The 23977-nt window shown below is 68.2% G+C and carries 24 protein-coding genes; 13 read left to right on the top strand and 11 right to left on the bottom strand.

The features are described 5' to 3' along the window. The first annotated feature begins 8 nt into the window (after positions 1 to 8). The gene (locus EIZ44_RS03695) at positions 9 to 1025 is read left to right on the top strand and encodes a FecCD family ABC transporter permease (RefSeq protein ID WP_043831747.1); all 1017 of its coding nucleotides are present in this window, start codon (positions 9 to 11) and stop codon (positions 1023 to 1025) included. Further along, positions 1022 to 2002, top strand: a complete 981-nt coding sequence (locus EIZ44_RS03690) for a FecCD family ABC transporter permease (RefSeq protein WP_051728647.1) — start codon at positions 1022 to 1024, stop codon at positions 2000 to 2002. The genes EIZ44_RS03695 and EIZ44_RS03690 overlap by 4 nt, the downstream gene beginning before the upstream one ends. Here EIZ44_RS03690 and EIZ44_RS03685 read toward each other — a convergent pair whose 3' ends face one another. From EIZ44_RS03685 to EIZ44_RS03675, 3 genes are read right to left on the bottom strand one after another with little or no spacing between them, the layout of a single operon-like run. Next, a complete protein-coding gene (locus EIZ44_RS03685) occupies positions 2003 to 2845 on the bottom strand; it encodes a transglutaminase family protein (RefSeq protein ID WP_037808975.1) in 843 nt (280 codons plus the stop codon). Further along, positions 2842 to 3789, bottom strand: a complete 948-nt coding sequence (locus tag EIZ44_RS03680) for an alpha-E domain-containing protein (protein WP_009085091.1) — start codon at positions 3787 to 3789, stop codon at positions 2842 to 2844. Before EIZ44_RS03680 ends, EIZ44_RS03685 begins: the two co-directional genes overlap by 4 nt. A gap of 14 nt (positions 3790 to 3803) precedes the next feature. Continuing rightward, complete coding sequence (locus EIZ44_RS03675; RefSeq protein ID WP_037808973.1) at positions 3804 to 5465, bottom strand: circularly permuted type 2 ATP-grasp protein; 1662 nt, start codon at positions 5463 to 5465, stop codon at positions 3804 to 3806. A gap of 166 nt (positions 5466 to 5631) precedes the next feature. On the opposite strand from EIZ44_RS03675, the gene EIZ44_RS03670 reads away from it, so the two are divergent. From EIZ44_RS03670 to EIZ44_RS03660, 3 genes are read left to right on the top strand one after another with little or no spacing between them, the layout of a single operon-like run. Then, positions 5632 to 6546: an ABC transporter substrate-binding protein gene (locus EIZ44_RS03670; RefSeq protein ID WP_037808971.1), complete on the top strand. Its 915-nt coding sequence runs from the start codon at positions 5632 to 5634 to the stop codon at positions 6544 to 6546. Positions 6547 to 6569: 23 nt separating this feature from the next. Then, positions 6570 to 7529 carry an amino acid ABC transporter permease gene (locus tag EIZ44_RS03665; protein WP_037808969.1) on the top strand — a complete coding sequence of 320 codons (960 nt, stop codon included), beginning with the start codon at positions 6570 to 6572 and terminating at the stop codon, positions 7527 to 7529. Then, positions 7526 to 8299 (top strand): amino acid ABC transporter ATP-binding protein, encoded by a 774-nt coding sequence (locus EIZ44_RS03660; protein ID WP_134727724.1) that lies wholly within the window; start codon positions 7526 to 7528, stop codon positions 8297 to 8299. The genes EIZ44_RS03665 and EIZ44_RS03660 overlap by 4 nt, the downstream gene beginning before the upstream one ends. Before the next feature lie 126 nt (positions 8300 to 8425). On the opposite strand, the gene EIZ44_RS03655 is transcribed toward EIZ44_RS03660, so the two are convergent. From EIZ44_RS03655 to EIZ44_RS03640, 4 genes are read right to left on the bottom strand one after another with little or no spacing between them, the layout of a single operon-like run. Next, positions 8426 to 9175, bottom strand: coding sequence for an ESX secretion-associated protein EspG (locus tag EIZ44_RS03655; RefSeq protein WP_134727723.1), 750 nt, complete (start codon positions 9173 to 9175; stop codon positions 8426 to 8428). A 27-nt stretch (positions 9176 to 9202) separates the two neighbouring features. After that, positions 9203 to 10432, bottom strand: coding sequence for a hypothetical protein (locus EIZ44_RS03650; protein ID WP_134727722.1), 1230 nt, complete (start codon positions 10430 to 10432; stop codon positions 9203 to 9205). Position 10433: 1 nt separating this feature from the next. Beyond that, positions 10434 to 11039 (bottom strand): DUF3558 domain-containing protein, encoded by a 606-nt coding sequence (locus EIZ44_RS03645; RefSeq protein ID WP_134727721.1) that lies wholly within the window; start codon positions 11037 to 11039, stop codon positions 10434 to 10436. Beyond that, a complete protein-coding gene (locus EIZ44_RS03640) occupies positions 11040 to 11546 on the bottom strand; it encodes a hypothetical protein (protein ID WP_134727720.1) in 507 nt (168 codons plus the stop codon). 268 nt (positions 11547 to 11814) lie between these two features. On the opposite strand from EIZ44_RS03640, the gene EIZ44_RS03635 reads away from it, so the two are divergent. Beyond that, positions 11815 to 14118: a hypothetical protein gene (locus EIZ44_RS03635; protein WP_037808961.1), complete on the top strand. Its 2304-nt coding sequence runs from the start codon at positions 11815 to 11817 to the stop codon at positions 14116 to 14118. A gap of 17 nt (positions 14119 to 14135) precedes the next feature. Then, positions 14136 to 14591, top strand: a complete 456-nt coding sequence (locus EIZ44_RS03630; protein ID WP_134727719.1) for an SRPBCC family protein — start codon at positions 14136 to 14138, stop codon at positions 14589 to 14591. 3 nt (positions 14592 to 14594) lie between these two features. Here the strand turns inward: EIZ44_RS03630 and EIZ44_RS03625 are convergent, their stop codons facing one another. Then, the gene (locus EIZ44_RS03625) at positions 14595 to 15167 is read right to left on the bottom strand and encodes a hypothetical protein (protein WP_037809419.1); all 573 of its coding nucleotides are present in this window, start codon (positions 15165 to 15167) and stop codon (positions 14595 to 14597) included. A 169-nt stretch (positions 15168 to 15336) separates the two neighbouring features. Between EIZ44_RS03625 and EIZ44_RS03620 the strand changes: the two genes are divergently transcribed. From EIZ44_RS03620 to EIZ44_RS03610, 3 genes are read left to right on the top strand one after another with little or no spacing between them, the layout of a single operon-like run. Then, positions 15337 to 17166, top strand: coding sequence for a thioredoxin-like domain-containing protein (locus EIZ44_RS03620; RefSeq protein ID WP_134727766.1), 1830 nt, complete (start codon positions 15337 to 15339; stop codon positions 17164 to 17166). 1 nt (position 17167) lies between these two features. Continuing rightward, positions 17168 to 17500 (top strand): GroES family chaperonin, encoded by a 333-nt coding sequence (locus EIZ44_RS03615; protein ID WP_037808959.1) that lies wholly within the window; start codon positions 17168 to 17170, stop codon positions 17498 to 17500. A gap of 24 nt (positions 17501 to 17524) precedes the next feature. After that, on the top strand, positions 17525 to 19363 hold the full coding sequence (locus tag EIZ44_RS03610; RefSeq protein ID WP_134727718.1) for a VanW family protein: 1839 nt from the start codon (positions 17525 to 17527) through the stop codon (positions 19361 to 19363). Here EIZ44_RS03610 and EIZ44_RS03605 read toward each other — a convergent pair. Both EIZ44_RS03605 and EIZ44_RS03600 read right to left on the bottom strand, forming a co-directional pair. Next, positions 19353 to 19694, bottom strand: coding sequence for an MmcQ/YjbR family DNA-binding protein (locus EIZ44_RS03605; RefSeq protein WP_439098580.1), 342 nt, complete (start codon positions 19692 to 19694; stop codon positions 19353 to 19355). The genes EIZ44_RS03610 and EIZ44_RS03605 overlap by 11 nt on opposite strands. Positions 19695 to 19777: 83 nt before the next feature. Then, on the bottom strand, positions 19778 to 21466 hold the full coding sequence (locus tag EIZ44_RS03600; protein WP_134727716.1) for a bifunctional metallophosphatase/5'-nucleotidase: 1689 nt from the start codon (positions 21464 to 21466) through the stop codon (positions 19778 to 19780). Positions 21467 to 21636: 170 nt separating this feature from the next. Here EIZ44_RS03600 and EIZ44_RS45865 point away from each other — a divergent pair, with 170 nt between their 5' ends. Both EIZ44_RS45865 and EIZ44_RS03595 read left to right on the top strand, forming a co-directional pair. After that, positions 21637 to 21762, top strand: coding sequence for a hypothetical protein (locus tag EIZ44_RS45865; RefSeq protein WP_276323719.1), 126 nt, complete (start codon positions 21637 to 21639; stop codon positions 21760 to 21762). Positions 21763 to 21865: 103 nt separating this feature from the next. Next, positions 21866 to 22507 (top strand): VanZ family protein, encoded by a 642-nt coding sequence (locus tag EIZ44_RS03595; protein WP_134727715.1) that lies wholly within the window; start codon positions 21866 to 21868, stop codon positions 22505 to 22507. 183 nt (positions 22508 to 22690) lie between these two features. On the opposite strand, the gene EIZ44_RS03590 is transcribed toward EIZ44_RS03595, so the two are convergent. After that, entirely contained in the window at positions 22691 to 23329 is a 639-nt protein-coding gene (locus EIZ44_RS03590; protein ID WP_205673036.1) for a class I SAM-dependent methyltransferase, read from the bottom strand. 29 nt (positions 23330 to 23358) lie between these two features. On the opposite strand from EIZ44_RS03590, the gene mug reads away from it, so the two are divergent. After that, positions 23359 to 23937, top strand: coding sequence for a G/U mismatch-specific DNA glycosylase (gene mug / locus EIZ44_RS03585; RefSeq protein ID WP_134727713.1), 579 nt, complete (start codon positions 23359 to 23361; stop codon positions 23935 to 23937). Positions 23938 to 23977 lie beyond the last annotated feature (40 nt).

Genomic DNA, 23977 nt, shown 5'->3' with positions numbered 1-23977 from the left:
TGAACGCCATGGTCCTGCTTGGGGAGCGCGTCACATCCCGGCGCTGGGGCGTCCGCGCGACAGTCCTGGTCGCGGCGCTCGTCGCCCTCGTCGCGGTGGTGGTGCTGTCCATCGCCTTCGGCTCCAACCGGTTGCCGCTCGGCAGCGTCTGGCACGCCTTGTTCTCCTACAGCGGCACGTTCGAGGACGTGGTGATCCGCGACGACCGGCTGCCCCGGACGCTGCTCGGGCTGGCCGTCGGCGTCGGGCTCGGGCTGGCCGGCGCGCTGCTGCAGGCGATCACGCGCAACCCGGTCGCCGACCCCGGCCTGCTCGGCATCAACCACGGCGCGGCGGTCGCGATCGTCCTGGGCGGCGCGGTGTTCTCGGTGTCTTCGCCGCAGCAGCTGGTGTGGTTCGCCTTCTTCGGCGCGTTGGCCGGAACGGTCCTGGTCACGGTGATCGGCGGCTCGGTGAGCCCGCTGCGGCTGGTGCTCGCGGGCGTCGCGGTGCAGGCCGTGTTCGTCGGGATCAACCAGGGCATGCAGATGATCAACACGCACAGCCTCGACCAGATGCGGTACTGGCTCGTCGGCTCGCTGGTGAACCGGAACCTCGACAGCCTCGCCGGGCTGCTGCCGTTCTTCCTGGCCGCCCTGGTGGTCGCGGGAGTGCTCGCCCGGCCGCTCAACGCGGTCGCGCTCGGCGACGACAGCGCGCGCGGGCTCGGCGCGAATCCGGTGCTGACCCGCGCGGTCGGCATGATCGCGGTCGGCCTGCTTTCCGCGACCGCGACCGCGGCGTGCGGGCCCATCGCGTTCGTCGGGCTGATGATCCCGCACGTCGTGCGCGCGCTGGTCGGCCAGGACGAACGGTGGGTGCTGCCGTTGTCCGCGCTGCTCGGGCCGGTGCTGCTGCTCGGGTGCGACGTGCTCGGCCGGCTGCTCGGCGGCAACGGCGAAATCCAGGTGGGCCTGATGACGGACGTGATCGGCGGCGTCGCCTTCGTGATCGTGGCGCGGCGGTTGAAGGCGGTGCGGCGATGAGGACGTGGGTGGTCGTCGGACTGCTGACGCTGGTGGCGGCGGTGCTTCTGGTGCTCGCCGTGGGCACCGGCGATTACGAGATGTCGCCGCTCGAAGTGCTGCAGACCCTCGCCGGATCCGGCACGAAGGCGCAGTACCTGGTGGTCACCGGCCGGTTGCCGCGCGCGTTGGTGGCGATCTTCGTCGGCGTCGCGCTCGCGCTGGCGGGCACGGTCTTCCAGACGGTGACCCGGAATCCGCTCGGCAGCCCGGACATCATCGGCTTCACCACCGGCTCGGCGACCGGCGGGATCATGATGATCCTGCTGTTCGGCGCGGGCCCCGGCCTGGTGTCGGTCGGCGCGGTCGCGGGCGGTCTGCTCACCGCGTTGCTGGTCACCGCGCTGTGCGCTCCGCACGGTTTGCTCAGCTCACGGCTGGTGCTACTGGGCATCGCGGTGAGCGCGGTGCTGGCCGGGGTGAACGGTTACCTGCTGGTGCAAGCGAAACTCGAAGCCGCGGCACAGGCGGTCGGCTGGCTGACCGGCGATCTCGCCGGTCGTGACTGGAACTACTTCATCCCGCTGTGCCTGGCCGTCGTGGTGCTCGCGCCGTTCATCTTCGTGCACCAGCCCGCGCTGCGAATGCTGGAAATGGGCGACGACGCCGCGGTCGCCGTAGGCGTCGCGGTGCCGCGAGTGCGTGCGGTGGTGCTGCTGGCGGCGGTCGCGTTGGCCGCTTCCGCGACCGCGGCGGCCGGGCCGATCCCGTTCGTCGCCCTTGCCGCGCCGCAACTCGCCCGCCGCCTGACCCGTCGACCGGGACCGAACCTGCTCGCCTCCGCGGCGATGGGTGCGGTGCTGGTGCTGGCGGCGGACTTCGTGGGCCAGCGGGTCCTGGACGCTTCGCTGTTGCCGGTGGGCGTCGTCGCGGCGGCGCTGGGCGGCGGGTATCTGTTGTGGCTGTTGACCGTTTCCCGGCGCCGCCAGACCGCGTGATCAAGCCATCCTGGTCAGTTCCACCGAGACATCCAAAGTGGACTGGCTGGCCCCGGTGAAGATCCCCTTCAACGGAGCCACGTCCGCGTAATCGCGGCCGGTCGCGACCCATACGTGCCGCGGCCCGACCGGGATCGCGTTCGTCGGGTCGTGCGCCCACCAGCCGCCGGTCCACACGTCGACCCAGGCGTGGCTTTCGCCCTCGACCTTCTCGCCGAGCTTGGCCTCCGGCTTGGTGTGCAGGTAGCCCGAGCAGTACCGCGCCGGGATGCCGATCGCGCGCAGCATCACCAGCGAGACGTGCGCGAAGTCCTGGCACACGCCCTCGCGCGCCCGCCACGAATCGGTCGCCGTGCTGTGTACACCAGTGGTGCCGGGCTGGTATTTCAGTTGCTCGTTCACCCAGCCGCAGATCGCGAGCACCGCGTCCGCCGGGTCCAAGCCCTTGCGCAGCGCTCGGGCCTGTTTGGACAGTTCCTGGTCGTTCGGGGTGTACGGCGTCGGCGTCAAATACTCCGTGCGCTGATCGCGGACGGTCTCGCTCTGCAGTTCCTTCCACGTCGCCGAACGCACCGGTTCCGCCTCGTCCGCGGTCTCCACCACGGACGTCGCGAGCACGGTGAACTCGGTGTGCGGCGCGTGCAGGTCGAACGAGGTGACGTCGGTGCCCCAGTAATCGGTGTAGCGGTAGGCCCGCGTGGCCGGGGAGGTTTCGATGCGAGTGGCCAAAGTGGTCTGCCGCCGGTCGGAGCGCGGGGTGAGCCGGGCTTCGTTGTACGACTGGGTGGCCGGGGTCGCGTACCGGTAGCCGGTCCGGTGCGTCACCCGCAATTGCCAGCTCACAGGGACACCTCCGCACCGCTCCACGCCACCCACGGCGACGTGTGGAAGTACTGAATGGACACTGCTTCCCCGACTTCCTTGATCGCTTCCTGCAATCCGCGCAGCCGCCGGGGCAGGTCGTCCAGCAGTGCCGCGGGGTGGAGGAATTCCAGCTCGCTGCGGGCACGGCCGAGCAGGCGGACGGCCTCGGACTTTTCGTTGCCCCGGGCGTTGATTCCCGGATCGAGCTGGCGTAAACAATCCTCCGCCTGGCGCAGCGCGTGGAATACCGAACGCGGGAACAACGTGTCCCTGAGCAGGAATTGCACCACGCGGGCCGCGTCGAGTGCGCCGCGGTTGGTGCGCAGGTACGTGTCCTGTGCGCCCGCCGAGCGAAGCACGGTCATCCACCCCGGCGACGACGCGCGGTCGGAAACGCGCGAAAGCAGCAGCCGCACCACCATGTCCGCGCGTTCGACCGATCGGCCGAGCACCAGGAACAGCCAGCCGTCGTCGCGGCTCATCGTGGAATCGGCGAGCCCGGCGAACATCGCCGCCCGTTCCTCCACAAAGGACAGAAAGGCGTGCGGTCCGGCGCGGCGGGCGTAACGCTGCCGGTCCGGCACCGCGTTCCAGGTCGCGTTCAGGCATTCCCACAGCTCGGTCGAAACGACCTCGCGCGCGCCGCGGGTGTTCTCTCGCGCGGAGTTGATCGAACCGACGATCGATGAGGGATTGTCCTTCGCATAGGCGACCAGTTCGGTCAGCTTCCACACGTCGAGCGCGTCGCCCGCGTCGAACGGGATGCCGAGCACGGCGAGCAGTTGCCGGCTGACGTGGTCCGGATCGACGCTCGCGTCTTCCAGCAGCTGATGCACCGAGACGTTCAGGATGCGGGAGGTGTCGTCGGCGCGTTCGACGTAACGGCCGATCCAGTACAGCGACTCCGCGTTGCGGGCCAGCATCATGTTTCCCTCCCTCAGCTCTGTTGCTGCTGTTGTTGCTGCTGCGACGTGGACAGTTCCGGACCCTGTTCCGCGGCGACACCGTCCACAACGGACACGTCGCCGAGCGCGGGACGGTCGAGTTCCTGCTCCGACGTCGAGGACCGCGAAGCGAGCACCCAGGTGTCCTTCGAACCGCCGCCTTGGGACGAGTTCACCACCAGACTGCCCTCGGGCAGCGCGACCCGGGTGAGTCCGCCGGGGAGTACGAAAATTTCCTTGCCGTCGTTGACCGCGAACGGCCGCAGGTCCACGTGCCGCGGCGCGAGCCGGTCGTCCACCTTGGACGGAACGGTCGACAGCTGCACCACCGGCTGCGCGATCCAGCCGCGCCGGTTCGCGCGCACCTTGCGGCGCAACGCGTCCAGCTCCTTTTTGGACGCGTCCGGCCCGAAGACGATGCCGTATCCGCCGGAACCTTCGACCGGTTTGATCACCAATTCGTCGGCGTGCTGCATGACGTGGTCGAACTCGTCGGGCAGCCAGCAGCGGAAAGTGTCCACATTGGGCAGAATGGGTTTCTCGTTCAGGTAGTAGCGCACCATTTCCGGCACGTAGGTGTAGACGAGCTTGTCGTCGCCGACGCCGTTGCCGACCGCGTTCGCCACCACCACGTTGCCCGCGCGGGCCGCGTTGAGGATGCCCGCGACGCCGAGCACCGAATCCGGCCGGTGGTGCACCGGATCGAGGAACTCGTCGTCGATCCGCCGGTAGATCACGTCGACCTGGCGTTCGCCCTCGGTGGTGCGGAGGTAGACCACGTTGTCGCGGCAGAACATGTCGCGGCCCTCGACGAGCTCCACGCCCATCAGCCGGGCGAGCAGCGAATGCTCGAAGTAGGCCGAGTTGTAGACGCCGGGGGTGAGGACGACGACCATCGGGTCGGCGACGTTCGGCGCGGCCGCCGCTCGCAGTGCGCGAAGCAGGTGTGACGCATAGTCACCGACCGGCCGGACCCGGTGTCGCGCGAACAGGTCCGGGAACACGCGCGCCATCGTGCGCCGGTTCTCCATCACGTAGGACACGCCCGACGGGTTGCGGAGATTGTCCTCCAGGACCCGGAAAGTGCCCTCCTCGTCGCGGACGAGGTCGACGCCGGAGACGTGGATCCGCACGCCGTTGGGCGGTTTGATCCCGTAGGCCTCGCGGTGGAAGTGCTCGCACGAGGTGATCAGCCTGCGCGGCAGGACGCCGTCGCGCAGGATCTGCCGGTCGCCGTAGACGTCGGCGAGGAACGCCTCCAGCGCCCGGACACGCTGGGTCACGCCGCGTTCGAGCCGGGACCATTCGGTCGCCTGGATGACGCGGGGCACGAGGTCGAGCGGGAACGGCCGTTCCTGGCCGGACAGCGAGAACGTGATCCCCTGGTCCACCATCGCCCGGTCGAGGGCCTGCGAGCGGTTGGTGAGGTCGCTGGCGTCGAGGGCGGCGATCGAGCCGTACAGCGCGCGGTACGGCCCGCGGACCGTGCCGTCGGGCGCGAACATCTCGTCGTACGCGCCGGCGTGTGGTCGCTCCGGGGCGAGGTATCCGTCGAACTGCGCGCCGGGCCGGGCCGCGCGGCGGCCTTTCACCGTTCGCGCACGTCGTCCGGCTGGCGGCAGCCGGGGACCGGGGTTGCTGTTCATGGGAGACATCCTGACTTACCGCGCCGGACGGCCGTGACACCCGTCTTCCGGCAAGTCCTGTGCGAAACTTCCCCGTGACGCAGCAGTGCTGTGCATACCCGCTTCCGGGTGGCAATATGCCAGCTCTCAGCCCTTGAGAACTACGAGGAGTGACGAAGTGGCCCGAGGACAGCAAATGAAGGCGCTCGCCCTTCTCCCCGCTTTCGCGCTGGTCGGCATGACGATGGCGTGCGGCGCGGGCGGCAACGGAGCCGGCGGCACCGACGCCGGCGCCAGCCAGGCTCCCGGCGGCGAAGCGGCGCCGACCGCGCAGAAGGACGCGGCGCTGGCCGGGATGGTGCCCGCCGACATCAAGGCCGACGGCAAGATCGTGATCGGGCAGGACCAGACCTACCCGCCGAACGAATTCGTCGAGAACGGCAAGGCGACCGGCTTCGACGTCGACCTCGCCACCGCGGTCGGCCAGGTGCTCGGCGTGCAGACGGAGTTCCAGAACTCGGCGTTCGACGGCATCATTCCCGGTATTTCGGCGAAGAAGTACGAAATGGGCATCTCGTCGTTCACGATCAACGCCGAGCGGATGCAGACCGTCGACATGATCTCGTACTACAGCGCCGGCACCTCGCTCGCGGTGCTCAAGGGCAATCCGGACAAACTGTCGGTGGACGACCTGTGCGGTAAGAATGTGGCCGTGCAGAAGGGCACCACGCAGGTCGACGATCTCGGCAAGCGCAACACCGCGTGCACCAAGGCGGGCAAGCAGCCGATCAACATCACCCAGTTCCAGGCGCAGACCGACGTGAACCTGGCGCTGACCGCGAAGCGCGTGCAGGCCGAGCTCGCCGACTCGCCGGTGATCGACTACGCGGTGAAGCAGACCGGCGGCCAGCTCGAGTCCGCGGGCGCGCCGTACGACACCGCGCCGTACGGGATCGTGCTGCCGAAGGGCAGCGGCGAGTTCGGCAAGGCGATCCAGGGCGCCGTGCAGAAGCTGATCGACAGCGGAATCTACAAGAAGATCCTCGACAAGTGGGGCTTGTCGGGTTCCGGTGCCATCACCAAGTCGGAGATCAACCCGTCCGCTTCCTGACGAAACTGAGGACTTAGTTACTCGTGTCCACTCCCCCCGGCCCCGCCGATTCCTGGCAGGAGGTCGACACCACCCCGATCAAGGCGGTCCCGGTCCGGCATTACGGACGCTGGATCGCCGGCGTGATCATCGTGTTCGTCGCGTTCATCGTGATCCGCAGCGTGGTCACGAATTCCGCGTTGCAGTGGCCGGTCGTCGGCGAGTACCTCTTCGACGGCCGGATTATCAACGGCCTGCGGAACACGTTGCTGCTCACGGTGCTCTCGATGCTCATCGGCATTGTCGGCGGCGTACTGCTCGCGGTGATGCGACTGTCGCCGAACCTGCTGATGTCGGGCGCGGCGTCGATTTACATTTGGTTGTTCCGCGGCACGCCGTTGATCGCTCAGCTGGTGATCTGGAACTTCCTGGCGCTGGCGTACCCGAAGATCGGACTCGGCATTCCGTTCGGGCCGACCTTCATCAGCTGGGACACGAACACGCTGATCAACCAGTTCGTCGCCTCGTTGCTGGGCCTCGGCCTGAACGAGGCGGCGTACATGGCGGAAATCGTCCGCGGCGGTCTCCAGTCCGTCGACAGCGGTCAGCTGGAAGCGTCGTCCGCACTGGGCATGAGCCGGGGCAAGACCTTGCGCCGGATCATCCTGCCGCAGGCGATGCGGGTGATCATCCCGCCCACCGGCAACGAGACCATCTCGATGTTGAAGACCACGTCGCTGGTCGTCGTCATCGGATACTTCGAGCTGTTCGTGTCGGCGCAGACGATTTATTCGCAGAACTACAAGACAGTCCCGCTGCTGATCGTCGCGGCGACGTGGTATTTGTTCATGACGTCGGTGCTGACGATCGTGCAGCTTTACATCGAGCGGTATTTCGCCCGCGGCACTTCACGGGCGACCGCACAGCGGAACAAGTGGGGGTCGCGAATGCTGGGCTTCCGCTTCGGCAGCGGCGGCAGCGGAAGCGGAGGTAGCGTCCAGTGACTCCCGTCGTTTCCGCGCAAAAGGTGTGCAAGAGCTTCGGCTCCCTGGACGTGCTCAAGGGCATCGATCTGGAAGTGCACGACCGCGAGGTCCTCTGCCTGATCGGCCCGTCCGGTTCCGGCAAGTCCACCCTGCTGCGCTGTATCAACCACCTGGAGAAAATCGACGCGGGCAGACTGTATGTCGACGGAGTGCTAGTCGGCTACCGCGAACACGGCGGCCGGTTGCACGAGCTGCGGGACAAGGAAATCGCGGCGCAGCGCAAGAACATCGGTATGGTTTTCCAGCGGTTTAATCTGTTCCCGCACATGACAGCGCTGGAAAACGTCATGGAGGCCCCGGTCCAGGTCCGCCGGGAACCGAAGGCACAGGTCCGGGAGCGGGCCTTGGAACTGCTGGGCCGAGTCGGCCTGGCAGACAAGGCCCGTTCCTACCCCGGCCAGCTTTCGGGCGGCCAGCAGCAACGGGTCGCCATCGCACGCGCGCTGGCGATGCAACCGAAGCTGATGCTCTTCGACGAGCCAACGTCCGCATTGGACCCGGAGCTGGTGGGCGACGTCCTGGGCGTCATGCGCCAACTGGCGAAGGACGGCATGACGATGGTCGTGGTGACCCACGAAATGCAGTTCGCCCGCGAGGTAGCCGACAAGGTCTTCTTCATGGACGGTGGGGTTGTCGTGGAGTCCGGTTCTCCGGATGAGGTGATCGGGGATCCGAAGCATGAACGGACGAAGTCGTTCCTTGCGCGGGTGTTGAATCCGAACGCTTGAGGTTTTGTGGAGGCCGCCCGGAGATTATCCGGGCGGCCTTTTTATGAGCGGTGTGTGGACTTCAGGTGGCGGATTTCCGGTGTCCAGCTGGGCAATGTAGAGAACCTGTCAGCGGTGGCGGGCGGGTCACCGTCCAGAACGTAACTCATTCTCCAACTGCTGCACCTTCTTAGCCATCTCCTGCGGCCCAGCCCCGGCCAAGCTGATCCATCCGGATTTGTCCACCCCGAACAGGATCCGCCCCTCCTCCATATCCGCCCACCCCGGCGGATTCTCGTTACGCCGCCGCTTCCCGCGACTGTCCCGGACCGCGACGTACAGCCGCCCAAAGTACGTGTGCGGCTTGTCAAGCCACTGCAATACCTGCTTGGCATCCCGAACACTCGGACTCGTCCGCCCAGACGGCTGGCTGCCGCTCTTGACCAGATTCAGGTCCTCGTCGGAACAGTTAAGCGAAAGAACCCGCGCGGCCGGAGCCTCCGGCAGCAGCGCGATGAACTCCCGAACCAACCTATCCGCCGAACACGGCGCGATATACAACTTCTGGTTCACCGCAACAACAGTCGCCGTGTCCCGACCGCTCGCGGCGGCACGCACCGTTCGCTCGCCACGCTCCGATTTGACCCACGAGTAGTACTCGACACCCGGCCGCTGCAGCAGATGCATCGTCTCGACGAACTCGTCGCTGAGCCGTCCGCGCTGCATCAGACCGACATTGTGCAGCTCCCGGTCGGTGTCAGCAGCAAGTTGCCGCCTTTCCTCCGGCGAGTACCACAGAGCGCCGCGGACGAGCGTCGGGTGGATGTCGCCGAGGTTCAGGCGTTCCAGCAGCACTTCGAAGGTTTGCAGGCTCAGCTCAACGGGCTTGCGCAGCACCGACTTTCCCTCCCCCTTGCCATTCCGCTAAGCCCCGATCACCGGCGGCGTAGGCCGATTGCCGTCGTAACCCCCGAAAATCGAATCCGGGTCTTCTTCGGCCAGCAGGATCTTGCGCTGGTGTTCCTCGTCCTCGGGGCCTTTGCCGCCCTTGCCGCCGCCGCCCATGCCGCCCATCCCGGGCTGCCCTTTCGCTCCAGCCGCACCAGCACCGCCCGCACCAGGCCGGGCTGCACCCGCCCCCTCGCCGAGCGCCCCCACACCGGTACCGCCTCCGAGACCCCGCGGCCCGGCGCTGCTACCCGCGCCACCGGAACCGGACCCACCGGGCCCGAAGCCACCACTGCCACTCCCGCCGGCGGTCGGCCCGAAGCCGCCACCGAACCCGCTGACCGGGCCGAAACCACCGTTCAACCCGCCAGTCCCAGGATTCCCGCCGCCCGGCACCGAGGACGGCGGCTGCCAAGTGGGAGGCGTCGACGGAGGCGGCGTGGGATCCGCCCAAGCCGCCCTGGTGCTGTCATTCGGCGGCGGTGTAACGGGCGGAGTCACGCCCCCACCGTGCCCGGGCGGCGGAGGTGCCTGCATGCCAGCCGCGCCGGGAGGAGCGGAGTAGGTGCTGGGCCCACTGCTGTAGCCGCCGCCGTAGTTGTGCGACGAACCGCCACCGGACGAATGGTGGCCAATCCCGGAGCCGACCCGCCCGGTCGCGGTCCCAGGCGTCGAGGGATCCGGGGTGATGCCCGTCGAGGACACATCCGGATCGTGCGCGGCCGGATAGTCCATCGGCATGGTCTGGGTTCGGGGATCGGTGCTCTGTTGGTACTGGCCGTACGCCTCGACGTTCTTCTTGGTCTTGTCGTCGAACTCCGCGGCGGCGATCTCGTCGTCGCTCGCTCCGATCGAGACGTAGTCCGAGAGCTTCTGGTCATCCGGCCTGCTCTCCGCGACCGGCACCACAGCGTTCTTCACGTAGTTGAACGCCGCCGACTGTTCCGCGATGGACTTCTGCATCGAGTCCATCTTTTCCGCCGCGATGTGCGACGTGGCGATCAACGGGGCCAGCCCGGCCTTGCCGCTCTCGGCGGCCTGCCCTTTCCAGAAGGAATTGAGCGCTGCTTGGCTTTCGGTGAGCTTGGCGGCTACCGCGTTATGGATGGATTTGAGGTCGCCGCACCCGCCGCCCATCGCGTCCAGTCCGGTCGTGTCGCCGGGGTTGTGCAACTGGTTGTAAATGTCATGACCGGTGACCGCCACCTCAACCTGCCTTCAGCCGGGTGATCTCGGCGGCAGCCAGCTTCTCCGCCATCCCGCACGGGTCGGCTACCGCGGGGCTTCCCGACCGCAGTTGAGTGTTGACGGTATAGGTGAGGTCGTCGCGCACCCCCACCGCCAACGCGCACGAGCCGGTCCCTTCGTCGCCCTTGCTGTAAACGACCGACGGGTACCCGAGGATCGGCGCGTGCGGCTTGAACGTGGTCAGCCTCCCTGCCTGGTTCTCCAGGTAGAGGCTGTTGAGACCGCGCTTGTTCCCGGAGAAGAAGCCGGCGCTGACGTTGCCGCCGCCTCCGTCGAATGTCCATTGACAGGACTTGCCCACGATCGACTGAGCGACAGAGGTGCCTTTGACCTTGCCGCCTGCCTTCTCTACCTCGGACGTCGGGAGGGCGGAGCAGGGGTCGGCCTCGTACTGGGCGGTGTTGGTCAGCGGCACCGCGACCTTCGGGGCGAGCATGCCTTCCGCCGGTTGAGAACTGGCTGGCGCGGGGGTCGGTTGCCCTCCGGTCGAGCCGCCTCCGCACGCCGTCAGCAGCAGCGCACCCCCACCGGCGAGTACGAGTTGGCAGACGCTACGAATTCGCATTCAGTCGACCTTTCGGGTTCCGCGCAGCGCGTCGATCGCGGCGTGATCCTGCTTCACGTAAGCGGTTCGGATGTCTTTGAGGGTTTGGACGTAGGAATCCAGGTAATCGACCGTTCCGCGGAGAAATTCGTTGTACGCGGTGGTGGCGCGGTCCGCGGCCTTCGAGTATTCCGTCGTGACGGTGTCCGAACCCGGCTGGCCGAGCTGTGCGAACTGGATCGCGATGGTCCGGGCCCTCGAGTACTCGTTGTCGAGGCTGTCCTCGAGCTGCTGGATCACCTTGTCCATCGCCTCGGGGTTGAATTCCCAGCCGCCGTTGGACGAGGCGGCCGCGAAGTCCGCTTTGGCCTGGCCTGACCCGAGGGCCGCGAAATTCGGCGGCGGTGGTGGCGGCGTGGCCGCGTTGGCTCCCGCGATGAGCCCGGATCCGGGCGGAGGAGCGGTCGGGGCCGTCGAGATGAGCTGGTTCTGGACGCCCTGCAGCCCGCTGTTCGTTCCGTCTGGCATTGTCGTGCCTCCCCGCACGGGCCGCGGCTTCATGGGGGCGGCCTACCCTCTGTTCTTGATCAGCTTCAGCAAGTGACCATAGCAGCCATGCCCAGGCACGGAAGGCGGTTCGGGCAAGATCGCTCGGACAGTGGATCAATTCGGTAGTCATCCGCAAGCAGTCAGTGACCGCCAACAAGGACGACCGGGCACTACTCCGCCCGGCCCCTTGCCCATCCGCCGTTGATCCGATTCCCTGAGGGCCGACGATCGTGGGGAGAAGGGGCTCGTGCCGACCGATACGACCTTGCCGCCGCTTGATCCGTTTGCCGGGGTTCCCGACAAGCGGTACGAGGTGAAGGCCGCGGACCTGCTGAAACCTGGCAGCAGCGGCATCCTTCGCTGGAGACGGCAGGCCACCAACGCGCCGATCGTGCTGGTCGAGGACGCCTACATCACCGGCACTCTCGATCTTCGCGCCGCCGATCTCAATTTTCTCTTCCAATTCGAACGCTGCCGGTTCGAGCATCCGCCGGACGTGCGCGAGGCGACGCTTCTCGGGCTCGTTTTTCGGAAATGCTGGCTTCCCGGACTGCGGGCGCGCAATTTGCGCAGCCGGAATGATGTGCGGCTCATTCGCAGCACCGTGGAAATCGCGGCGGACGAATTCGAGGTGGAGACGACCACCGTGCAGCGCGGGGACGATCGCGAGCGCGGGATGCCCAATGCCGCGGTCAATCTCACCGACGCGGTGATCGACGGGTCGGTCGTGCTCACCCGGACCACGATCAGCCATCCGCACGGCAAGGCGATCCAGGGTGACCGCCTGGTGATTACCGGGGCGCTGCTGGCTTATCGCATGGTCGCCAAGGGCGAGGTGCGGCTGCCGGGCATGCGGACTGGCGGTAACGTGAACTTTTCCGGGGCGACGTTCGACAATCCGGACGGCTTCGCGTTCAACGGGAACGGGCTGCACATTGGCGGCAGTCTGCTGTGCGAGGTCGACAATTACGGTCCGGCGAGTGAGCGGAAAAGGTTCTCCGCCAAGGGAGTCCTCTACCTGCCGAGCGCCACTGTGGACAGTGACATCGTCCTGCGCGAGGCGCGGCTTGAGGTCGACCAACGCGGTCCGATCGTGATGGACGCGTGGAAGTCCGGGGATCCGTACCTCGATCCGCGGCCGGCGTTGGTCGCGGACCGGCTGAAGGTCGACGGAAATCTCGAGTTGTCCGACGGGCTCCGGGCATTCGGCACCCTGCGGATGGTCAACGCGCGCATCGGCGGATCGCTCAGGCTCGCTGGCGCGGAAATCACCATGGTGCGCGGCCGTGCGACGCCGTATTACGACCGCGCGCTCCACCTCGACGGGTCCACCATCGGCGGCGACATCGAGGCGACCAATCTCCGCGTGCCGATCGGCCAGTTGCGGCTCGCGGACATCACGGTCGGCGGCAACTTCCTCGCCTGGAATTCGATGTTCCTGCACCCGGGTCGGGACGCGTTTTCCGCGCGCAGGGCCAAAATCTCCGGGAACTTCCAGCTGACGGACGCCACCGTGAAGGGCACACTGCGGCTTCAGGGCGCGGAAGTCGGCGGCAGCGTGAATATGTTCGGCACGTTGCTCACCGAGCCAGGGCAACGGAAATCGAGCAGTTTCTCCCTCGACATCCGTACCGCGCGGATCGGCCGCGACCTGGTGCTCACCGAGGACAAAGACCGTCCGTTCCTCGCTGAGGGCGGCGTGAACCTCGACGGCGCGCAGATCGCGCGAAGGCTCGACATGAACGGTGCGAAGCTCGGATCCCTTGCCCCGCACGACATCGCGCTCGACGCCAGCGACGTCACCGCGGACGAGTTCATCCTCTCTCCCGCCGAGCCGCCGACCGGTTCGGTGCGGTTGCGCAGGGCGCATTGCGGTGCGCTGGCCGACAACGAGGAGATCTGGAACGCCACCGACGGTCTCGAACTCGATGATTTCCGTTACGACGCCTTGAAACACGGCATCGCCCTCGATGACGACAAAGCGCTGGACCACCGGATCGAGTTGCTGCGCAAGGCAATGCGCGGCTACCGACCAGGCCCCTACGACCAGCTCGCCGCGACCCTGCGCGCGGCCGGAAACGAAGAGCACGCCTCGACGGTCGCCCTGCGAAAGCAGCAGTTCCGCTACGAAGCGCTCGCCAAGGGCTTCAAGTTCTTCGGACCCGGCGTCCGCGCGTGGAGCTGGCTGCAACGGTCGATGGTCGGCTACGGCTTCCGTCCGGTGCGCGCGCTCGGCTGGCTGTTCACGCTGCTGGTGCTCGGCAGCCTGTGGTTCGGCCTCGGCAAGGACGACTGCGTCAACGACCACACCGGCCGCTACATGACCAGCGGCCCGCGCTGCCTGGTCAACCAGCAGGACTCCGGCCTGCAATGGAACCCGGTCATCTACACCGCCGACCTGCTGGTGCCGATCGTCGACTTCGGCAACAAGTCGCGCTGGTACATGCACGGCGCGGACAACTGGGTGGCGGCCGGGTTCACCGCGTCCGGCTGGATCCTCGCGACGACGGTCGCGGCGGGCGTCAGCCGGATGCTGCGGAGAGAGTCCTGATCGCATACTCTGGGTATGTGAGTCCTGATGCGACCGGTCAGATCGAGGTCAGCGCCGCTCCGGCGAAGGTGTACGCGCTGGTCAGCGACCCGGGCGCGCTCGCGGGGGCGGCCACCGAGTACTGCGGGCACCGCTGGCTCGGCGGCGCGACCGGCCCGGCGGTCGGCGCGAAATTCCGCGGCAGCAACCGGCGCGGGGTGCGCCGGTGGTCCACGACGGTCGTCATCACGGCCGCGGACGCGGGACGCCGGTTCGCCTTCGACGTCAAGCTCGGGCCGATCCCGGTCTCCCGCTGGGAGTACGTGATCGAACCCGCCGACGACGGCTGCGTCGTCACCGAAAGCATGTGGGACCAGCGGCCCGGCTGGTTCACGCCGCTGACCGTGGTGGCCACCGGGGTCAAGGACCGTTCGGTGACCAACCGCGTCAACATCGAGGAGACGCTCGCGCGGCTCAAGAGCGCGGTCGAGTAGCGCTCACTCCACGAACCGGGACCAGAACTCCACGACCTTGACGTTCGCGGGTTCCTCCCCCAGCGGCTCCCCGCCGAACTCGTGCCGCAGGTAACTGCGCAGGTCCCAGCCGTAATAAACCACGTCGGTCTGGTACACCGAGAGCACCGGATACCCGGATTCCCCGGCCGTCGCGGGCAGATACCGATGCCCGCACACGGGCACCAGCTGTGGCACTGTCGCGAGCTGCCGTCGCGCGACCGCCAGCGCGTTGCACATCGACCGCGGCCGGGCGCCCCATTCGGGCAGCCACAGGTCGTTGTTCTCCACGTCGTACAGGACGCCGTCGACCGGCCAGTCCAGGCGTTTGCGCAGCTGGTCCGGGTCGCCGTGGCGCCAATCGGGCCAGCGGTCGCCCACTGGCACCCCGGCGGTGAGGAAAATCCGGTGGTCGTCGGAAAAGGTGAACCCGAACTGGTCCTCGACGTCGCTCAGTTCGGCGGGCGTGAGGCCAGGCCGCAAGGGCTCGCCGAGATTCTGCTGCAGGATGCGGGCCTCCTCCACGGTGAAGGCTTCGGCCGGCTGAACGTGTGTCATGCCCGAAGCGTACGTAGCGCCGGCCCGCGTCCGCGCGCCCTTTTTCGCCGGAATGAACTCCCTCGCCGGGGTGAGGTTCTTCTCTCCAGCCGTGGTTGACGGAACACTGCGTGACCGAATGTAGTTCACTCCTCCCGTGACTTCCTCACCGCAAGCCCGGCAAGCCCGCGTGCGCGCGCCCGAGCTGACCGGCGACGTCTGGCTCAACACCGGCGGCCACCGGCTGACTCTGGCGCAACTGCGCGGACGCGTAGTGCTGCTGGACTTCTGGACCAGCGGCTGCATCAACTGCCTGCACGTGCTGGACGAACTCCGTCCGCTGGAACAGGAATTCGCCGACGTCCTGGTCACCGTCGGGGTGCACTCGCCGAAGTTCAGCCGCGAGGGCGAGCGCACGTCGATCGAGGCCGCGGTGCGCCGGTACGAGGTGCACCATCCGGTGGTCAACGACCCGAAGATGGAGCTGTGGTCGCAGTACGCCGTACGGGCCTGGCCGACGCTGGTCGTCGTCGACCCCGAGGGCTACGTCGTGCACGTCGCGGCGGGCGAAGGCCACGGCGAGGCGCTACGCCGCGTGATCGCCGACCTCGTCGCCAAGCACGAGGCGAAGGGCACGCTCCGGCGCGGCGGCAGCCCGTACGTGCCGGTCGAGGAGCAGCGCACGGAACTGCGTTTCCCCAGCAAGGCCGTGGTCACCGCGGGCGGGCGGATCCTGGTCGCGGACACCGGGCATCACTCCATCGTCGAGTTCGCTTCGGACGGCGAGACCGTCATCCGCCGCTTCGGCAGCGGCGTGCGCGGGACGCAGGACGGGCCGTTCGACCTGGCCCAGTTCGCCGAACCGTCCGGAATCGCCTTGCTGCCCAACGAAGTCGCCGAGCGCGCCGGGTACCACGCGATCGTCGCCGACACCGCCGGACACCGCCTGCGCGGCCTCGACCTCAACACCGGCGAGGTGAAAACCGTTGCCGGAACCGGGAAACAGTGGCGCGACGGCACCGACACCGGCAAGGCGCTGGACATCGACCTCACCAGCCCGTGGGACGTCACGTGGTGGGCCCCGGCGGGCGGCGTGGTCGTCGCGATGGCCGGAAACCACACGCTGAGCGTCTTCGACCCGGTCTCCGGCGCCATCCGCCGGTTCGCCGGCACCACCGTCGAGGGCCTGCGCGACGGCGACGTGCACGAGGCGTTCTTCGCACAGACGTCCGGATTCGCCGTGGACGGCCAGAAACTGTGGCTCGTCGACGCGGAAACCTCGGCCCTGCGCTGGATCGAACCGGCCGGCGAGTCGTTCGCCGTGCACACCGCGGTCGGCACGGACCTGTTCACCTTCGGCCACGCCGACGGCCCGTCCGACCAGGCGCTGCTGCAGCATCCGCTCGGCCTCGCCGTGCTGCCCGACGGCCGGGTCGCGATCGCCGACACCTACAACGGCGCGATCCGCCGCTACGACCCGTTCACCCGCGACGTCACGACGCTCGCGACCGGGTTCGCCGAACCGCAGGGCCTGGTGCGCCACGACGGCGAGCTGTACGTCGTGGAGTCGGCGGGCAACCGGGTTACCCCGCTCGGGGGCAATGGCCAGGCGACCGCCGTCGCCGGCACGCGGCAAGCCGTGCGGCGGCCGCCGACCGTGCTCGCGCCCGGCGAGATCGAGTTCTCCGTCGTCTTCGCCCCGCCGCCGGGCGAGAAGCTCGACGAGCGTTACGGGCCTTCGACGCGGCTGGAGATCACCGCGTCGCCGCCGGAACTGCTCGCCGACGGGGCCGGGGTCGGAACTGATCTCGTTCGGCGGATCAAGTTCGCCGAAGGCGCGACCGAAGGTGTCTTGCAGGTAGTGGCGCAGGCCGCGAGCTGCGACGACGGCGGCGAGCACCCGGCGTGCCGGATCACCCGGCAGGACTGGGGCGTTCCGGTGCGGTTCGAGAACGGAGGGGGGAAGTCGCTGAGCCTGATGATGGCGGGCGAGCCCAAGGCTCCGGCAACCGGTCAGTAGCATGGCTGGCGTGCCGGACACGCCCAAGCTCGAGATCCAGATGCTGCACGACCGCGTCCTCGTGCGGTTGTCGCAGGAGGAAGGCGAGCGCCGCAGCAGCGGCGGCATCGTGATTCCCGCCACCGCGCAAGTCGCGCGCAGGCTGGTGTGGGGTGATGTACTGGGTGTCGGCAACAGCGTGCGGAACGTCAAGCAGGGAGATCGGGTTCTGTTCAACCCGGAGGACCAGCTTGAGGTCGAGATCCAGGGCGAAGGCCACCTGGTGATGCGCGAACGCGACATCCACGCGGTGGCCACGGAGCGGACCGAACACGGCACGGGGCTTTACCTGTAGCTCCCGTACCAGGGGAGGCAGGCGTTGCGTGAAGAAGACCGTTCGTCGGCTTTCGCCGACGACCTGCTGAGCGACGAACTGCTGAACGACCCCGCCCTGGTCAGCGAAGCCGATCTGGCCACGGAGATCTTCGCGGTCGCCGACGCGCCCCCGCCGCCGGACACGCCGTTCCGCCGGTTCCGCAAACGCGTCGGCCGCACGTTCATGATCGTCGGCTGTCTGCTCGGATTGTTCGTGCTGCTCTATACCGTCGACCTGATGACCAGCGCCGGCGACGTGCCGCGCGGCGTGCAGGTGGCCGGGATCGACGTCGGCGGCCTCTCCTATGCCGAGGCGGAAGCCAAGCTACATACCGAACTCCAGCCGCGGCTGACCCGTCCGGTAGCGGTCCACGCCGGGGACGTCACCGGGACGCTCGTCCCCGCGGATTCCGGGCTCGGCCTCGACTGGCCCGGCACCCTCGCCCAGGCCGGGCACCAGCCGTGGAGCCCGCTCACCCGGCTGCTGTCGTTCTTCACCACCCGCGAGGTAGGCGTCGTGACGCGCAGCGACCAGCTCGAGGTGACCGACGCGGTCCAGCAGCTCGCCGGGAAACAGCTCAACCATCCGCTGGTCGAGGGCAGCATCGGGTTCACGCCGAAGGAAAACAACGGGGTCACCGCGTATGCGGTCGAGCCGCGCCAGGGCCAGGAGCTGTCCGACGTCCCGGCCGCGGTGCAAGCCGTGGTCGCGGACTGGCTTTCGCCGCGCGGGGTCACGGTGAAGATGGCGGTCACCCCGCCCCAAACCACCTCCGCTGACGTGCACCGGTTGCTGGACACCGTGGTCGCGCCCGCGGTCGCCGCGCCGGTCGTGCTGCACGGCGAGGGCAAGGACAGCACGCTGGAGCCGTCCGCGATCGCGTCGTCGTTCCAGTTCCAGCCCAACGGGGGCGGCGGTCTCGAACTGCGGATCGACCAGGAGAAGCTGCGCGCGGCCGTCCAGCCGGACTTGGCGTCCACCGAGGCGAAGAGCAAGGACGCGCAGATCACCCTCGACTCCGGCGTTCCGGCCGTCACCCCGTCCGAGGACGGCCGAAAGATCAACTGGGCCAACACTTTCAAGACCCTCACCGCGGTGCTCGCCAAGCCGGCCGGCCGCGATCTGCCGGTCGCCTACGACCAGAAACACCCGACCCTGACCACCGACGGCGCGAACGCGCTGGGCGTCAAGGAAGTCGTCGGCGAGTACACCACCGGCGGGCTCAGCGGTCCGGCCGCGGACAACGTCGCCACGCTCGCCGGACGCATCAACGGCGTCCTCGTGAAGCCGGGAGAGTCGTTCAGCCTCAACGACTATCGCGGCGGCGGGTACGCCTCCGCGCCGGTCGACGAGGACGGCACCGGGCCGTCGGTGACCGGCGGCGGGCTGTCGCAGCTTTCGTCCACTTTGTACAACGCGGCTTACCTGGCCGGACTCGGCGACGGCGGCCACGCGGCGCACGACCACTTCATCGACCGCTACCCAGCGGGTCGCGACGCGGCGGCTGTGGACAGTTCCGGCAATGCCGTGGACCTCAAGCTGGCCAACAACGATCCGACCGGTTTCGTGATCCAGGCGAGCGCAAGCGGCGGTTCGGTGACGGTGAAGATCTGGGGCACCAAGCACTTCCGCGTCGAAGGCCGCAGCGGCGCGCCGTCGAACCAGGTGCCGCCGCCGGTGCAGTTGGGACCTGGTCCGGACGGTCAGTGCCACGCGTCGCCGGGCGCGTCCGGGTTCACCGTCAGCGACACCCGGGTGTTCTACGACCTGGCCAGCGGCGGCGAGGTCCGCGAGGAAAGCCGCAGCACGACGTACTCGCCGCAGCCGATCGTCATTTGCTGAGCCGCGCCGGGGCTTTCGACCGCCAGGACTCGGTGAGCAGCTCGCGCAGCTGCTGTGGGTCGACGCGGTCGAGGTGCACGAGGATCGAGCCGTGCCCGTCGTAGTGCGGCGTGGTGAAGAAGGCCGGATCGCCGGACGCGAGCAACGCGGCCTTCTCGTCGAGCCCGACGAACAGCACCAGCCCGCCTTCGGCCTCGGTGCGCAGCCGCGCGTAACCCTTGCCCGCCACCTTGAGCGCGGGCGTGCGGTACCAGGTCGCCACCTCGGTTTCCGGCAGCTCTTCCTGCGCCCACGCGGTCACGTCGTCCCAGGTCATCGTCATGCCGTCCATCGTGGCCCGGCAGCGGCGAGTTGTCTTGGAGAAACGAGAGGAGCCCCCGCCCGGGTGGGCGAGGGCTCCTGGAGCGCCGCGGGTTACGGAGTCGCGGTGATCCGGTCCGCGGGCGGCGGAGCGATGCCCGGGTGCGCGCCGAGGTAGGCGATGAACGCGTCCAGGTCCACCGGCCCGCCCGCGAGGTCCGTGCCCTTGGTGAACTCGGTGAACCCGTCCCCGCCCGCGGCGAGGAAGTTGTTCACCGACACCCGGTACTTGGCCGCCGGGTCGACCGGCGTGCCGTTGACCGTGATGTTCGAGACCCGCGAGCCGACCGGAGCGGCCGCCGAATACGTGTAATGCAGCGACTTCGAGATCTGCAGGATCTTGGTTCCGCCGGACTGGCCCCACTGCTGTTCCAGCACGTTCTTCAGATTCGCGCCGGTGAGCGTGATCGTCTGCATGATGTTCGAGAACGGCTGCACGGTGAACGCCTCGCCGTAGGTGACGACGCCGTCGCCTTCCCCGGCCGACGACGACTTGTACGTCAGGTCGGCGCGGATGCCGCCCGGGTTCGTCATCGCGATCACGGCGTTGTTGGACTTGGTGCCTTCGAGCTGGGCGTCGGCGATCACGTCGCCGAGCGGCGATTCGCCGGACGGCCCGCCCGCCGCGGGCAGGTCCGCGGTGATGGTGCCGACCTGCTTGTTCGCGATCGGCGCGGCCTTCGTCCTGGCCTCGTCGACGAGCTTCGTCACGGCCGGGTCCGGCGTGACGTCGCGGGTGACGATCTCGTTGTGCGCCTTGGTCTGCGACCGGACCACGTCGCGCGTGCGGCGGTCGATCTTCAGGTCGACGACCGACAGCAGCCGACCGAACGACGCGCCCTGGATCACCGGACGCGGCTGGCCCGCCGGGTCGTTGATGACGCAGTTGTACTGCTGGTGGCTGTGCGCGGTGAAGATCGCGTCGACCTTCGACGTCACGTTCTTCGCGATGGCCGAGGCGTCGCCGTCCGGCTGCACCTTGCAGTCGTTCGGGCCCGCGCCCGGCAGCGCCTCGTCGCCCTGGTGCAGCAGCACGACCTGGGCTTTCACGCCGAGCCGGTCGAGGATGTTCGCGGTGCGGTTGATCGCCTCGACCTCGTCGCCGAACTTGAGGCCCTTGATGGCTTCCGGCGTCACGACCGACGGCAGGTCCTTGAGCGTCGCGCCGATGACGCCGACCGGGACGCCGCCGGAGTACTGGATGCTGAACGGCAGCAGCGCGGGCAGCCCGTTGTCGAAGTACACATTGGACCCGAGCAGCGGGAAGCGCGCGCCGTCGTAGGTCTTGCGGAACTGGCAGCCGTCGGTCTTGTTACAGCCGCCGAACTGCATGCGCAGCAGTTCCTGGTAGCCCTCGTCGAACTCGTGGTTGCCCACCACGGACGCCTTCACGCCGAGTTCGTTGAGGAAGTCCATGGTCGGTTCGTCGTGGAACAGCGCCGAGATCACCGGCGACGCGCCGATGTTGTCGCCCGAGGACAGCACCATCGAATTGCGCACCTGCGCCTCGAGCTGCTTGACGTGCGTCGAGAGGTAGGCCGCGCCGCCCGCGTCCACCTTGCTCCCGTCCGGGAGCGTGATCTTCCCGCTCGACCCGGACGGCGGTTCGAGGTTCCCGTGCAGGTCGTTGAACGCGATGATCCGGACGTCGGCGGTCTGCGCGGCCTCGGCGGGCGCGCTCGTGACGGCCACGGTGGCCAGTGCGGCCGCGGCGGTGGCCGCGAGCCGGGTGAAGAGCTTCATGTTTCCTCCGGTGTTCGCGCCCGCCTGACCCCTGATGCGGACGCCCGGCGAAGCAGTCTGCCCAAATCGGACGGTCCTGACCAGGGCGGAACGGCCGGTACCGGGTGAAAGTTTCGGTAACGTTCGCCCGCGCCGCGCCGATCAGTGCGTTGGGTGCCGAGGGGGACAAAATGGAACTGCAGCTCGTCGTGCTGACGCTTGCCGTCGTGCTCTTGCTGATCGCCGGCACCGTCTTCGCGGCCTGGCGCTCGGAGCGGGTGGACCAGGACGACGAGCCGCCTTCGGGCGAGCGCTGACCGATCGGTCGGCGCCCACTCGGCCATCTGGCCGATCCGTGGTCCAGACCCTCCGGCTCTTCGACCGAAGTGCCGCGGCGGCAAGATCAATAGCGTTCTCGGTATGACGAACGCACAGGTCACCGCCCTGCAGTACGGGTTCATCGGGTTCCTCGCGGTATGGGCGACGATCCTGGTCCCGCAGCTCGTGCTCCAGTTCGCGCGCCACGGCCGCCCGCGGCTGCGCGGCCTGGCGACCACGGCGGCGGTCGTGTTCTACGCGTGCATGGCGCTGGCGGTCGTCTTCCTGCCGCTGCCCGGCCCGCACAGCAGGCGGCTGGAGCAGACGGTGCAGCTGGAGCCGTTCCAGTGGATCGCGGACATCCACACCGAGCTGGTGAAACACGGTCTGTCGGCGGCGGACTGGTTCACCACGCAGACGTTCCAGCAGGCCGCGATGAACGTGCTGTTGTTCGTCCCGCTCGGCTTCTTCGCCCGGGTGCTGTGGCGCCGCGGCCTGGTCGGCGCGCTGGCGATCGGTTTCGCGGCCTCACTGGCCGTCGAGATCACCCAGCTCACCGCGAACTTCGGGACCGCGCCGTTCGTCTACCGGATTTTCGACGTCGACGACCTCATGACCAACACCTTCGGCTCCGGTCTCGGCTGGCTGGCCGGCGCGCTGCTGCTCGCGCTCCGGCCGATCTCTTCAACCCTCCGCGTGGAGCCTGCCCGGAGCGAGCGGATCGACCTCGCCGAGACGCGCTAACCGGGCGCGTCTCGCGATCGCGGCTTGGCGCGCGGCGCGGCGGTCTTCCAGGATCACGATCAACGAGGCGATGGCGATGATCAGTGCTACCAGGCCGAGCACTAGCCACAGTTGCATGTGCTCTCCTCATCGACGCCGTTGTGCGAGAGATCACACAGGCTACCGAGCCCGGTGTCGGGTTGGCTACCCCGCGTTCGAAGGTCGTGCGGAGAACCAATCCCGCTCAGCGGTGACCCAGCGCCCGAACTTCAGCCCGGCTTGTCCGAGTGCTGGTTCGAGAGGGAAGTTTTCGCAGGTGAAGGGCTGTTTCCAGGTTCGGTCGCCGAGCGAGTAGGCGACGGTGGCGGAGAGCCGGTCGCCGTCGCGGCGGACGTCTTCGAGGGCGATGCGCACGTCGCCCAGCTGCCCGCCCGAGCCGTCGGCGACCTGATCGAACCAGGCGGGCGGATGCCATTCGACCAGCAACTGCCCGTCCGGAGTCAGATGCCGCCGTGCCGCCGCCAGCAGCGCCTGCCGATCCGGCCCGTTGACCAGGTGGCTGCCGAGCACGACGACCGGGAACCGCCGGTCCAGCTGGAGCTCATCGATGCGCGCGCGGACGGTCTCCGCGCCCGCGACGTGCGCGAGCATCTCCGCCGATTCGTCGACCGCGACCACCGGATGTCCGAACGCGAGCAGCGGATGCGTCACGCGGCCTGTTCCGCAGCCGAGTTCAAGAACCGCGGCACCAGCCGGGATCGCACCGTGAATCGCCTCCGGCTCGCCGGCGGCGGGCAGCTCCAGATACAGGTCGACCGGGCAGCCGTCAGGCGTCACGCTCATACCGCTCAGCTTGCCGGGAAACTGGAGCCATGCCCGCCAAACCCACCAAGGCCGAACAAGCCGCCGCGCACGGGACCACCATCCCGGACGTCCTGGCCCCGAACCTGAACGTGCTGTTCTGCGGCATCAACCCCGGCCTCTACTCCGGCGCGCTCGGCCTGCACTTCGCCCGTCCCGGCAACCGCTTCTGGCCCGCGTTGCACGCCAGCGGGTTCACCCCGCGCCTGCTGGACCCGAGCGAGCAGGACGAACTTCTCGACCTCGGCCTCGGCATCACCAACGTCGTGGCCCGCACCACCGCTCGCGCCGACGAGCTGACCGACGACGAACTCCGCGAGGGCGGGCAGATCCTGACCGAGAAGGTCGAGAAGTACCGTCCGCGCTGGCTGGCAGTGGTGGGAATCACCGCCTACCGCGTCGCGTTCGGCGATCGGCGGGCCGCGGTCGGGCCGCAAGACCGGACAATCGGGACGACTCGGGTGTGGCTGCTGCCCAATCCGAGCGGTCTGAACGCCCATTGGACCCCGAAAACGCTCGCCGGGGAGTTCGGTCGGCTGCGCGCACAGGCGGTCATCGGAGATTCACCCGAGCAGGTAAACCCTCAGTAGAGCTAACCCAGTCGGGCGGACCCTCGCTGCGCCGTTCCCC

This window comes from Amycolatopsis nivea (assembly GCF_004522235.1).
GTDB lineage: Bacteria > Actinomycetota > Actinomycetes > Mycobacteriales > Pseudonocardiaceae > Amycolatopsis > Amycolatopsis nivea.
The sequence above is the reverse complement of the archived record's forward strand: the minus strand, read 5'-3'. Positions and strand labels throughout refer to the sequence as shown.